A 13,544-nucleotide genomic window follows, 5' to 3' on the forward strand; every position below is an offset into this window, starting at 1 on the left:
CTAACCTAGCTTGGTCCTGACACTGTCACGGTACAGCGCTTTGACCAGGGCAATCATCATGAACACCATGACAATCGTGAACGGCAAAGCCCCAATAATCATCGCGTTTTGCAACGCTCCGAAGGGGTTAGCCTCCGCACCGCTATTGCCTGCGATGATCAGAGCCCCAATCACCGCCGACAGGATCAACCCCCAGATGATACGGTGTTTGATGCCAGTTTCCTGTTCACCACCAGACATGATGGTATTCATCACCAAGATACCTGAGTCCGCCGACGTCACAAGGAACGTCATAATCAGGACAACACACATAATGGTGATGGCCGACAGGAACCCGCCAGAGATCATTTGCTCAAGCGTGGCAAACAATTTAGCTGTGTTGGTTGCACCGATCAAGGAACCAGCGGCGTCGCCGTTCAATTCTAGGTCGATCGCTGTTCCGCCCAGAATAGTCATCCACAAGAAACACACGATGGCAGGTGCGATTACGCAGCCAAAGATGAACTCACGCACGGTGCGCCCCTTCGAGATACGCGCTAGGAACAAGCCAACAAAAGGCGAGAACGCAATCCACCACGCCCAGTAAAACGTGGTCCAACCTGCTTGCCATCCGAACTGACGACCTTGTTCACCAGCGATATAGATCGCCTCGGCGTTCAAATCCGCTGCGGAAGCCGGGAGTCCTTCGGTGAAGCCTGACAGCGACCCCCAAGGGGACGTTGCCGAACCATAGATTGCCGCAATATCTTCCGCGGGCAACGCTTGCGCCGCCTCAGGAAGCGCGGACGCAAAGGCCTCTGGGGATTGAGGGCCATAGGCTCCAAAGGACATCTGAACAAAGTGCAGAATATAGTCGACCAGACCTGCACCGAACTGCGTTATCGCAAAGAAGAACGAACCGAAGACTACGAAGGTCAAGAGCAAGATCACCGACAGAACCAAGTTGAGGTTCGAAAGGTATTTGATCCCTCGGCCTACACCAGACACCGCTGACAGGATGGACAGACCCATGATCACCAGCAAGGCCGCAATCAACCCCACAGTACTTGGTTTAGGTGCTTCTGCATCGCCATTCATCAGCCACTCCATACCGGATACGGCATAGACCCCGTCAACGAACTGACTAACGCCAAAACCGATGGTGACGGACACGCCCAGGATCGTGGCCACCACGCCAAGGACGTCAACCAAGTGGCCCAGAAAGCCGTTTGCGGCCTTTCCCAAAAGCGGCGTCAAAGCGGACCGGATCGTCAATGGCATCTCGCGGGTATAGGCGTAATAAGCCAATGACAGACCTGTCAGCACATAGATCGCCCAAGCGTGGAACCCATAGTGAAGGAACGTGTAGCGATAGGCGGATTGCACCGCCTCCTGTGAGTTTGCGGCCACGACACCAGAGAGCACGACGGGGTTTGATCCCCAAAGGCCGAGCGGTTCGGCGGTCGCAAAGACCATCAGCCCGACACCCAGACCTGCGCCGAACATCATTGAGAACCAAGAGAAGTTCGAAAACTCTGGCACCGTTTCAGCGGTGCCGAGCTTCTTGCTGCCCGTTGCTGGCAACAGAGCCAGGACGAACAAGAAGAAGGCGAAAATACCAACAGAGATAATGTAAAAGCTGTTGAAGCCATTCAACAAACTGCCGTTCACTGCAGATAGAACACGACTGGCATTGCCGGGCCAGACAAGCGCCCAGACGACCAGAGCGACCATAATCGCCTTACTGATCAATGCTATAGGAAGGCTGTAGCCTTCGTAAAACCCGGATGGAGCCTTTTCGATCTCCAACTCGGTAAAGGGTGGTTTTATAGACATTTCAGGTCCCCTGTTTCTTAGGTTGCGCCGTTTTTTGATGTCCCGCAGCAAAAGGCGCTTTGACTGTGGGCTTTCTTGTTTCATTTCAATCGTTGTCGGTGGTGCCCGCACCCGCACCGAATATTCGTGAGGCTTCTGTCGCAGGCGCATAGGTACGCTGTGCAAATGTGTTGAGGTTGGCCCACGCCCTATCACTGACGGCCCCGCGCATGGCCGGAGCAACCATCGCGACATGCCCCTCTGCGATAGAGACGTTCAAGGCGCTGGAACGTGCTGCGCTCAGATCATCCTGGGGCCCTTCAATCAGCAAGTCGTAGCCATTCGTCGTTGCACGCACCCTGCCCCAGGTCACTGTTAGCGACGCGCTGATATGTATTGCAGCCCAAGCAACGAAAGGGACAAACAAGAGCGGATGGACAGGATTTTGCATCCCTTGACCTTGCCCGGCACTCAGACGATCGGCACAATCGTTCAGCGTGATGCCAGCCGTCAGCGGACATAGAGCCCCGGTCGCGCTAGACCAGTCGCCGTCCAAGGTTTGGGGTGGCCCGTCAAGGGTTTGCATGCTCAAATGTTCTGACAAAAGCTCTGCGCCGGGCAGACCATGGGAGGCAAGCCAGCGCACCGCTTTGCCAGCCTCTTCGGCGACGCCCCAATCATATCCGCCGCCACGTGCGGCCTTCTTGGCGAGCGCTTCGATCTCGTTCAGTGAAAAGGTCATGGGCGTGCCACCGGCGACGGGTAAGGCCAGAATTCATCTGATGTGGCCAGTTCTTCGGGATAAGGCGCGTTGCCAAACATGCAAATCCTCACCCAGCGATCAGACCGCGGGTCGAAGTGAGTGGCCCCGAAAAAGGACAGTTTGCAACGCAGCATGTCGATGGGCATCAGGTCCGACCCGATGGTGTTGTCGCGAATTTCGGCATAGGGCGCGCGGTCCACAATCTGTGCCCGGCGAACGCTATGACGATGCTCCGGGTGGGTCAGAAGGAAGGCCGCGAGAGTCTCCTCCCCTTGCTCATCTCTCAGTGCAGTATAAAGCGCTGACGCGTCGCGACCCGGTGCCAGCGGCTGCTCGTAAGGGGCAATGGGTTCTTCGAAACGTTCGCCCAGGCGCGGCTCTAGCTTTTCGGCAGAGACATACCAGGCGCGCGCGCAATGCTGCTGCTCAGACCAGTTCATGTCCAATGCCCAGCCATATGCGCGTTCGAGGATTGCGCGTAGTTCGTCGACACGCATGGTGCCATCAATTCGAAACGCTTGCGTGTCGCGGTCCGACATTTGATCTGACAAAGCGTCAACGAGCGCGCCGTAAGGTTCCAGCAACAAAGAGGCCAGACATTCCTGTGCATCCTCACCCAAGTTGGCTTCGGCCCATTGATAAAGCCGGTCCCACGGATGGGTCCTGTGCAAATCAGCCAGTGCAACGTGGTCTTCCATTTTTCTCAAATCGCTGCGCAGGTGCTTTAACTTCTTGATCTGAATCTCATGCGCAGAATGCCAGATGTCGGCAGAGATCAGCGATCGCTTCAGTAACCCGCGAAAGGTCTGAACTTCTGCATCCGTTGCACAAGGCAGATTTCGGACAATGGCAATCGCCTGTTCGCGTGCGGCAATCCAATTGTTAAACAGCATCGGGTGATTGATCAGAAAGGGTGCCATGCCAAGTCCGGTGGAATTGCCAATGCCGAGGCTGCGCGCAATGGTCGGGTCCAATGTAACGGCATCCTCCCCGCCCTTGAGGTCCGCAATGTGCTGTACCAAATCGCGCACATAAGTCCGGGTCAGAAAAACAGACAACATTTCGATCTGGAACGGGGCGGCGCATTCACAGCGATCGGCGATCATCTCATGGTCCGCCGCGCCAAGTTTGCCCGATCCATAGACGGCGGTTGTACGCATCAGATACCCAACCTTGGCAATCTCGTCAGGGTTCGGTTGCTGGCCATTTGCAAGGGCCGAAACGGCATGGTTCCATAACCGTACAGAGCGGTTAGCGCGCGACACCGACAGCTCCGTTTCGCTTACGCGGCCGGCCTCTTGCAGAGGAATATTCTTGCGTAAACGCGCAATGTCGGCAGCATCCGGCACGCCATCAAAAAGGGTGAACGTACTGTCCCAAGCTTCTGCAATCACCCGGTCCGAGCGTTGCTTGGGCGGCAGATCATGACCAAAGGCGATCAAGGAATAGGTGCGGTGGGGGGTGTGCGCACAATAGATCGCGTGACCAACGCCCTTGTCGTCAAACTCAAAAACAGGTCGGGAAAAGGTCCAGTTTTCGCGGATCATTCGGCGGATCAAAACGCTCATAAACGACAGGCGGGACTGGTGAAACGAGCCAAGGCGTGACAACCGCATGACCAGTGCCGGGTCACGTTTTTCAATTGCGCCTGATGTCTCAGTCTGGATCCTCATAGCTGTCCCCTCCCTAGGTCAGTGGTGTGAAATTTTCCGCGTAAAACCTATGCCAGTTGTCCCCCATGATGCCTTCGACCTCCCCGTCGCTAAGCCCCGTGGCGCGCAAACCTGCTTCGATGTTTCCAAAGTCGCGATTGTCGTTGAACCAGCTTGGCATCGGCGGAAAGCCCGGTTCTGTGGCGGAGCCTTCGCCATAGTCGATCTCTTTGCTCCAGCGACCGACACGCATCCATTCGACCACGCTATCAGGGTGATCCTGACACAGGTCTGTGCCGATCCCGAGGTGTTGAGCACCGTACTTTTCAGCCGCACGCGCAATCATCTCGCAAAAACTGCTGAGCGTGCAGTCGGACTTACCTTTGAGATGATGCGGATAAACCGAAAACCCCATCATCCCACCATTTTCCGTCACGGCGCGGATCACATCATCCTTCTTGTTTCGCAGTGCGGGGGACCAATCATAGGGGTTGGCATGGGTGATCGCGATAGGCCGCTCGGAAATTTCCGCAGCTTCAATGGTAGAGCGATCCGCAGAGTGGCTCATGTCGACCACAAGCCCGACGCGGTTCATTTCCTTAATCACCTGACGCCCCATGCGGGTGATGCCTGTGTCTTCGGCCTCATAGCAACCCGTCGCGAGCAAGGACTGATTATTGTATGTCAGTTGCATAAAACGCGCGCCAAGGGTGTGCACGATTTCCACCAGCCCAAGGTCATCTTCGATGGGGCTGGGGTTTTGAAATCCCAAAAAGATTGCGGTTTTGCCCTCGGCCTTCGCACGATCCACATCACGGGCCCATTGGCCCTTCATGATAAGATCGGGATATTGCTCGAACCAACGGTTCCATTGCTCAAAGTTTAGAACGGTCTCGCGAAAGGTCTCGTGATAGGCGATGGTCACATGCACCGCATCGACGCCGCCTTCGCGCATCTGGCGAAAGATCTTTTCCGACCAATTTGCATATTGGAGGTTATCAATGCGCATCATTGCGGCATGCCCGAGGCGATATAGGCGGTTTTCACGATGGTGTAGAAGTCACGCGCAGTCTGCCCCTGTTCGCGCGGTCCATAGGAGCTGTCGCCGCGCCCCCCAAAGGGCACATGATAATCGGTACCAGCGGTGGGCAAGTTGACCATTACACACCCCGATTGCGCGTTGCGCCGGAAATGCGTTGCACGAGCCAGATTGGTGGTCACAATACCGGCGGTCAGGCCAAAGTTGGTGTCGTTGACCACATGCAGCGCCTCGTCGTAACTGGCGACAGGGATCACGCAAGCCAATGGCGCAAACATCTCTTCGCGATTGACGCGCATTTCGTTGTTTGTACCCGCAAAGATTCCCGGCGACATGTAATAGCCTTCCGTTGCCATCTCCAACCGCTGACCGCCGCACAGCAGCTCTGCGCCTTCCGAAGCCGCAAGATCGACATAGGCGAGGTTCTCTTTCAACTGCTGTTCGGAGACGACGGGCCCCATCTGTGTGCCTGCCTCCAACGCGTGGCCCACTTTCATCGCCTTGGCACCAGAAACCAGCTTTTCCACGAATTGATCATGCACCGAACGATGGACAACCAGGCGTGACGAAGCCGTGCATTTTTGACCCGTCCCTCCAAACGCACCACCCAAGGCCAATGAGACGGCCAAATCGATATCTGCATCGTCCATCACGGCCAGGGCGTTCTTAGACCCCATCTCCATCTGCACGCGCGTCAGGTTCTGAATAGCACTCGCAGCGATCCCCTTGCCCACGGGAACCGAGCCAGTGAAGCTGATCGCGCCAACTTTTGGGCTTTCAACGAGCCGCTGGCCAATCGACCTGCCCGCGCCCATCACCAACGACACCAGCCCTTTCGGGATATCTTGGCGCGCGATGATCTCGACCAAAGCCACGGCTGATGCAGGCGTTACATTTGCAGGTTTCCACACCACGGCATTGCCATAGCACAATGCAGGCGCGATCTTCCAAGACGCTGTTGCCGTCGGAAAATTCCACGGTGAGATCACCGCCACGACGCCGATCGCCTCCCGGCGCACATCAATCTCAATCCCGTCCCGCACTGAATCCGCTGTGTCGCCCATCTGGCGCAGAGTTTCAGCGGCATAGTAGGTAAAGAACTGGCCGGCGCGGTACACCTCGCCCTTGCCCTCGGCTAGCGGCTTGCCCTCTTCGCGAGCCAGCAATGTACCCAGCTCTTCAGCACGAGCCATCACCTCGGTACCGATGGCCATCAAAACGTTGTATTTCCGTTCGATCCCGTAGGCGGCCCACTCGACTTGTGCGCGCTGTGCTTGGTCTAACGTTGCCTCCAGTTGATCAGGCGTGGCCTGTGCGAACATCCCGATCAGGTCGCTGAGATCAGATGGGTTCCGGTTTTCAATTTCAGAGGCGCCCGCCACCCATTCTCCGGCAATGTAGTTCAAATTGGTATGGGGCATGACGTATCCTTTCGAGTAAGTGCCGCAGGCGCGGGGCACTTAAAGGATACCTCGATTAAGTTATTTAGGCATTTTGAAAAAAATGTATTCTTTTTCAGACTTTCTGAATTTTTACATCCTTGATCAAACTACCATCTCGTTTCATCTCGGTGATCAGCTTCAGAAATTCCCGCGCAGCTGGCATCAATAGACTGTTGGGCCGGGACATCAGATGCACAGTCCTGCGAGCCTCCACATCGGCAAGCGGCAAAAACGCAAATTCATCAAGCACATTGGCAACCGCAAGCTGTGGCAACACCGTTATTCCAATGCCCTGCCGTACCAAACCCAATAGGGACGCCGTATTGGGAACCATCAGTCGAGAACGGGCAAGAATGGTCGCAAAATCCGGATCTGAAATGTGTTTACACAAGCCATTTGCGATGATCGGTTGATCCCCCATCGTGCGCCATGACAGCTTGTCCCAGTCTTTGGCCAAGGGATCATCTTTACGACAAACCAGCCCAAAAGCATCGCTGAACAACTCTGTGCGGCGCATCCCTTCAACTTCAGATAGTGAGCCAATCCCGATATCGGCACGTTCGCGATCCAGTTCACGCGCAACGGTGACCGAGTCCATGTCGCGCAAGTCGATCTGTATCTTCGGGTACTTCTGCGCGAACCTGAAAATCACAGGGGGAAGTACGGTCGTTGCCACCGACGGCGTCACAGCCAACCTCAGATAGCCAAGCTCAGCACGCGACAGTCCCTCAATCACCGACACCGTGTTCTCGAAATGGGCCACCTCGCGGCGCGCCTCAATTAAAATGAGGTCTCCAAGCGGCGTTAAACGGGATTTTCGGGCAGTCTCGAAAAGGGCAGACCCAACATGCTCTTCGAACTGTTTCAACATCATTGAAACTGCGGATGGGGTACGCCCAAGCGCGTTTGCGGCCTCTGATAGGCTTCCGTGAATAGCAACTGTTGTGAAGCATCTGAGCATGTCGATCTTGATTGCCAATTTTAGATTCCCTGAATGAGACTAAACTAAATTGAGATTGCCTTAAGTTATCTCAAATGAACATATGGCAATCAACCTCTCCTTTCCGGGATGGGAAAATACCAAAATCTAAGGAAACTATCGTGATTGAGCGCATCGACACTGGAACCCGTTCATCCAAAATTGTGAAACACAATGGCGTGGTCTATTTGACTGGCCAGGTCGCCGAGGGTGACACGATCCAAGAACAGGCACGCGCCTGTCTGGAAAATGTTGATGCCCTCCTGAAACAGGCGGGATCGTCCCGCGAGCACATGCTACGTGTCACCATCTGGCTTGCTGATATGCAAGATTTTGATGGGTTAAATGAGATCTGGAACGCCTGGGTGCCTTCCGGCCACGCTCCGGCCCGTGCGTGTGGTGAGGCCAAGTTGGCCAGGCCAGAGCTGAAGGTCGAATTCATCGTTGATGCTGCGCTTGCGGGCAGAATTGACACTTAGAACCAAAGGGTTTCGACGTTTAAGCAGTGCCGAAGACATACCAAACGGAAGCACCCATCATCTGATTTGCAAAGGTTTCGTATTGCACTCCAATTGCTTAAGACCACTTGCAGGCAAGGTCCCAAAAGTCACTTGATGGGATTTTGCCAGTCGCCAGGACCAAGCAGGACAACTTGCTTTTCAAGCAAATCCATTCGTGGAGTCAGGCGCTGACGCATGTTGACGAATATCAAAGTTAGGTCTCACCTCTGACATTTGACGCGTTCAGTCGGGAGAACCCGTCCCAAATCGAGCCGACGGACGGATCAGCGGACCAGTATGACACTGGCTGCGGTGGTCGAGAATGACACCTTGCAGATCATCGAACCGCCGCAATGACAAAGAAACGAACCATTGAGCACGGAAGTGCAGCGCGTGATTGGTGCGCAAAATGCTGTGGCACCGGTCTGGTCGGCATCATCGGGTGACGGGAGTGCGCCCAAAACGGACATGGCCTTTACAGTCGCCCCATCAGAGCCTTTCCAAAGGGGCCGGAAAACAAACTTAGGCGGCGGTCGCGGGCCCCTTAAAACAACAGATGTGAGCTAACGCTACCGTTGAATTGGCGCTCAATCTAAACGGCATCGTTGCCCCTTGGGGCCGAAAAATATCGTGCGTTCTAAGGTTTTCGGACTTTTGTCCATGCCTCTCATAGGGGCAAAACCTTGTTCAGAACGGAACACCCAGATTTACTGCGGCGCGCTATTTAATGATTTGAAGGGTAGCCGTCAAACGTGCGTCCGGATCGTTTGGAGGGTCGGCTTGTGGGCCAGATCATGTGCCGCTGCCGACCCGTTAACGTCACAAAATAAGATCGCTGGCATCGATGGCTGGTGCTCCGGTCACATCGACCGAGAAGTCGGACGCGCTGTCGCCATCGACGTCGATATAGAGCCGCCCGATGTTCTCGTTATAGCGCACCTCGCCTGCTGTACCTGTGTAGCTCGTCACGAAGGTCAGTGTGCCAGAAAAGCCCGAAAGGTCGATCATGTCTCCCTCCTCGAAATCTGTGATCACGTCGCGGTCCGACCCATGCGCGCTCTGCAATTCACTTGAGAAAACAAACACATCCGCACCAGATCCGCCCTCCAGCGTGTCGCGGCCAAGCCCGCCAATTAGCCGGTCGGCATCCGCACCGCCCTGCAGCAAGTCATTGCCGTCGTTCCCCGACAACGTGTCTGCGCCGCGCGAGCCGCTCAGCTCATCGTCATCATCTCCGCCGCGCATCAGGTCATCACCCAAGCCGCCCCAGAGCGTGTCATTGCCGGCCTCGCCGCCCAGATCGTCACCGCCGGTGCCGCCAAAAACCGCGTCATCGCCATTGCCGCCGCGCAAATAATCATCGCCGGCATTGCCTGCGAGTGTGTCATTGTCATTGCCGCCGAACATGCGGTCATTATCGTCGCCGCCGCGCAGCGTATCCTCGCCGTCGTTGCCCGAGAGCGTGTCGGCCCCCGAACCGCCCCGCGCCCAGTCAGCGCCGTCATCGCCGCGTGCGAAATCATTGCCAGACCCCGCCACGATCCCATCCGCACCTTCACCGCCCTCAACGCTGTCATCGCCAGAGCCGCCAAGAAGATCATCATCGCCCGTGCCGCCAAGCAGCGTGTCATCACCGCCCAACCCTTGCAAAACGTCATCGCCGGCACCGCCATCGGCGCTGTCATTGCCCGATCCGGTGTCGAGCTGATCATCCCCTGCCCCACCGTGCATCGTATCGTCACCACCAAGGCCGGAGACGACATCAGCACCAGCGCCGCCGGATAGATCATCCGCGCCATTGCCCCCCGTCACCACGTCATCGCCGCCACCGACCTCATAGACGTTGACGGCGTTATCACTCCGCCCAGTGATCAGCAGGTAGGTGGTGCCGTCAATGGTCACCGAATGGTGGCGCGCTGCACTGCTGAGCGCCCCTTCGCCATTATTGTCGACAAGGCTTTGCAGCACTGTCAGCTCGCCGGTGTGTCCGCTCAAGGGGTTTTGCTCGATTGCAAAAAAATGCGCCTGGCTGCTGTAAAACGCCGTAACCGAAAGAAAGAGCTGATCGCCGATCTCGACGATCGAGGCCTCACGGGCCCCATCCAACGCGGAATCGGACTGGATTCGTTGCTCCAGTTCAATCGAGCTACCATCGAAGGAAAGGACTGAAATGGCATCGCCGCTTTGCTCGGGCACATAAAGATAGGCAGTGCCATCAATGACCACCGCATCAAGGAAGTCCGCGCCGTCGAGAACACCATCCGCGGCCCCGTCAATGCTAGCGGTATGCGAAAGGGCACCGGTGGTCTCATTCACTGAAAAGATCGAGACGCCATCATCATAAAATCCGGTTGCGGCGATAAACTGGGTTTCGTTTAAGTCGAAAGAGGCTAGGCCATGGGCTCCATTCAGTTCCAAAGTCGCATCATCATCGACATTCTCTACGCTTGTTAGCCCACCTGACGCATCCACTTCGAAGACGCTTAAACCGTCGCTATTGTTGCCCATGACATAAAGAAATGTTCCCCCGGATAGGGTTAGAATCTCAATATCGTAGGTAGAATCTAAATTGTAATCTGGGTCTTCAGTTTGAAAAACAGCATCTGCAAAGGTCAGGTAAGGGGCGGTGTCCCCAATCGTATAGATGGTGACCCCATCATCGCTGAATCCTCCTGCGGCTAGGAACTGAGTGCCGGCCACTTCGAAAACCTTGACCTGATAGGCCTGATCAATAGAGGTGCCAGCAACATCATTGACGACAGCAACCGGCGTCAGGGTTCCATCCGCCGACAGGGTCGAGACCTGGATCGCGTCTTCAAAGGCCGAAGCGGTATAGATGTAGGTGGTGCCGTTCACCACCGCGCTAGCGGTTCCATTTGCACCGTTCAACCCGAGGCTTGCGGTATCGACTAATGTGTCGGTGAGTGTCAGGCTGCTGCCGGTGAGTGTGACCATAGCGTAAATCCATTTTAGAAATAGTGTTTGCGTGGGCAATAAGTGCGCTTATCGCGCCGACCTTACACGTATTAATCTTTTCGTCAAAACGTGTTACTAGTGTTTGTTTCATGCCGAAAACCGCCAATTTCGCAGCAATGCGATCTATTGAGTGTTCCGGCGTATCCCTAGGCCTTTTGATCATCCCTGATGGCGACCAACAGGTTTCGTAGATCCCTAGCTGTTTCTGGTTCGGTTATACGCCAAATCACCGGCAAGAGATCCCTGGGAAGCATGTCGGATAAGGAACGCCGCGCATCCGCCGAGCAACCCATGCCTTGCAAGACCTCTCACGCGCAATGAAAGCATCTGTTCCCTTCAAAGCAAAGGTGTTCCGCGCCTGTCGCCGCTGCGCGAAACCTCATGACATTCATTTAAGCTGACCTGAGCGTTCCAACGAGATTGTCGCGCCACTTGTCCAGCATACGTTGCTTCCATGCATCTGCTTCCATTTGGCAAATGGGGACCAGTTCGAATTGCTTTTCACAAAATGATTTCAGTCCCTTCGCCCAATTGCCTGCCCCATTACCGGGCACCAACAAAATACCCTTTCTGTTTGGATCTGTGAGCGCATCTACACTCGCGGCTAAGACAGGGCGCCCCGCCGCAAATGCCTCTGCTGCCACCAAACCAAACGCTTCCCACCTTGACGGCATTAGAACAGCGTCGAGTTGAGCGTAAATGTCACGAGAGTTTGCGGAATATCCGAGAAACTTTATGCGCCGGTCGCCCATCGCCAGCTGCCTGAGCTGTTGCTCCTGCGACCCGCTGCCAAAGATTTTTAGCTCCAATTCTTGATCGTCGAGGTGTCTAAACGCCTTGATAGCGATGTCGAACCCCTTTTGCCGATCCAATCGTCCGACCAATCCCAATCGCTTAGGTTTTGGTCCTGCCGGAGGCACATTGGAGAAATCGGTAAAGTCGACGATGCTATTGCAGGTTTCCAGCGCCTCCAGTGCCACAAGTTCACGGCAGCGCATCCACTTGGCTTGGGCCTCGCTCACGCAGATAACGCTGTTGAATACGGAATAACTTGTTCGCAATAGGTTAAAGAAACGCCTGCGGTTCACCACGTTTTGCGCGGTGAAGGATTGCGTGTAGCTATGTTCAACATGAACCAATCGTGCGCTCGGAAACCGAGCGCGCAAGGCCAAAAACGCCGGTAAGTTGCGCCAGCTCACCGCAAGATGTGACACGATAATATCAGGGCTTGGGTAGATGCGACGCCAGTCTTGGAAATCCAATAGGCTATGGTGGCAGGTCGGGTCTGGGGCGCTGGTTAGAAATGCCACCATGCGCATCACGCCACCCGGTGTGCGATCATCAATCAAGTGAATGGCTGTTTTCATCACGGCCTCCTGAAGTTGCAATTAGAAACGTTTGATGGCGGTCAAGGCCGTCATCGCCTGCCGAAGACGCAAGGCACCGGCGCGCTTGAGGACTTCGGCAGCCGCAAGGGTTGAGAGTGTTTTGATCGGCTCTTCGATCAGCGGCTTGCGAGACATCTGAAGCGATTGCCACGCAAAGTCATAACCTCGCCGCGCGAGGTTTAGGCTGATCGCCCGACGGGCGAGATAGCGATATTGATAGGCTCTGGCGGCATCGGCGTGGGTGTCAAAAAATTCTGGGTTCAGGTCCGTCAGTTTCGTGACCATGCGTTCCCACGCATCCAACTGTTGATCAATAGAAGCCGACAGGCCGTGGCTGCTGATGCGGTATTCGGTCAATAGTTGCGCCACTCCCTCTATCTGCCAATCAGTGGTCAGCATGAGGCGCAACCAGCATTCGATGTCTTCCGACTGGCGAAAGGTTTCGTCAAACACCCAATCCCGCTCGGACTCAAAATGTGGTCGATAGGCTATGTCGGTTAGGGCAACACGCCGCGCAACAACGGCGGAGCCATTGCCAATAGGGTTGCGTTTAAACACATGCGCCGGTGTCACCCCCCGCCGTCGTGGTTTTTGGACAATACCAAGCGGGGCCCCGTCCTCATCAATAAGCTTAGAGCCTGAATAGCTTAGCGCCACATCCGGGTTGGCGTCTAGGTGCCGGATGTGAACATCAAGCTTGTGCGGAACCCAAAGGTCATCGGCATCGCAAAACCCCACATAGTCGGCCCGTGCGGCCGCGATACCAGAGTTGCGCGCGCCGGCTAGCCCTCGGTTGGTTTGACGGACTATTCTGAGCCGTGGATCGGTTGCAAACTGCCCGGCGACTTGGGCCGTCTCATCGCTCGAACCATCATCGACAACAATGATTTCGAAATCTCGGTACGTCTGACACAGCAATGAGCGCAAGGTCTCAGGCAAGGTTCGGCTGGCGTTATAGGCGGGGACAACGATGCTTGCGGTGGGCATTTGGCAGATCCTTTCGGAATGGGA

At 55.5% G+C, this 13,544-nt stretch carries 10 protein-coding genes; 1 reads left to right on the forward strand and 9 read right to left on the reverse strand.

Annotated features, from left to right (window positions below; all coding sequences use genetic code 11):
* From AC5EFR_RS16105 to AC5EFR_RS16130, 6 genes are all read right to left on the reverse strand, one after another.
* Nucleotides 1-1,815 (reverse strand): BCCT family transporter, encoded by a 1,815-nt coding sequence (locus tag AC5EFR_RS16105; protein ID WP_493576804.1) that lies wholly within the window; start codon nucleotides 1,813-1,815, stop codon nucleotides 1-3.
* Between the two features lie 85 nt (nucleotides 1,816-1,900).
* Nucleotides 1,901-2,536: a DUF3726 domain-containing protein gene (locus AC5EFR_RS16110; protein WP_493576805.1), complete on the reverse strand. Its 636-nt coding sequence runs from the start codon at nucleotides 2,534-2,536 to the stop codon at nucleotides 1,901-1,903.
* Nucleotides 2,533-4,230, reverse strand: coding sequence for a hypothetical protein (locus tag AC5EFR_RS16115; protein ID WP_493576806.1), 1,698 nt, complete (start codon nucleotides 4,228-4,230; stop codon nucleotides 2,533-2,535). Before AC5EFR_RS16115 ends, AC5EFR_RS16110 begins: the two co-directional genes overlap by 4 nt.
* Nucleotides 4,231-4,243: 13 nt before the next feature.
* Entirely contained in the window at nucleotides 4,244-5,218 is a 975-nt protein-coding gene (locus tag AC5EFR_RS16120; protein WP_493576846.1) for a membrane dipeptidase, read from the reverse strand.
* Nucleotides 5,218-6,669, reverse strand: a complete 1,452-nt coding sequence (locus AC5EFR_RS16125; protein WP_493576807.1) for an aldehyde dehydrogenase family protein — start codon at nucleotides 6,667-6,669, stop codon at nucleotides 5,218-5,220. The genes AC5EFR_RS16120 and AC5EFR_RS16125 overlap by 1 nt, the downstream gene beginning before the upstream one ends.
* 94 nt (nucleotides 6,670-6,763) lie before the next feature.
* Nucleotides 6,764-7,651 carry a LysR family transcriptional regulator gene (locus tag AC5EFR_RS16130; RefSeq protein WP_493576847.1) on the reverse strand — a complete coding sequence of 296 codons (888 nt, stop codon included), beginning with the start codon at nucleotides 7,649-7,651 and terminating at the stop codon, nucleotides 6,764-6,766.
* A 140-nt stretch (nucleotides 7,652-7,791) separates the two neighbouring features.
* Here AC5EFR_RS16130 and AC5EFR_RS16135 point away from each other — a divergent pair, with 140 nt between their 5' ends.
* Nucleotides 7,792-8,148, forward strand: coding sequence for a RidA family protein (locus AC5EFR_RS16135; protein WP_493576808.1), 357 nt, complete (start codon nucleotides 7,792-7,794; stop codon nucleotides 8,146-8,148).
* A gap of 840 nt (nucleotides 8,149-8,988) precedes the next feature.
* Here the strand turns inward: AC5EFR_RS16135 and AC5EFR_RS16140 are convergent.
* From AC5EFR_RS16140 to AC5EFR_RS16150, 3 genes are all read right to left on the reverse strand, one after another.
* On the reverse strand, nucleotides 8,989-11,124 hold the full coding sequence (locus AC5EFR_RS16140; RefSeq protein WP_493576809.1) for a beta-propeller fold lactonase family protein: 2,136 nt from the start codon (nucleotides 11,122-11,124) through the stop codon (nucleotides 8,989-8,991).
* A gap of 413 nt (nucleotides 11,125-11,537) precedes the next feature.
* A complete protein-coding gene (locus AC5EFR_RS16145; RefSeq protein ID WP_493576810.1) occupies nucleotides 11,538-12,512 on the reverse strand; it encodes a glycosyltransferase family 4 protein in 975 nt (324 codons plus the stop codon).
* 21 nt (nucleotides 12,513-12,533) lie between these two features.
* A complete protein-coding gene (locus tag AC5EFR_RS16150; RefSeq protein WP_493576811.1) occupies nucleotides 12,534-13,520 on the reverse strand; it encodes a glycosyltransferase family 2 protein in 987 nt (328 codons plus the stop codon).
* Between the last annotated feature and the right edge of the window lie 24 nt (nucleotides 13,521-13,544).

It is taken from the genome of Pelagimonas sp., from assembly GCF_058892305.1.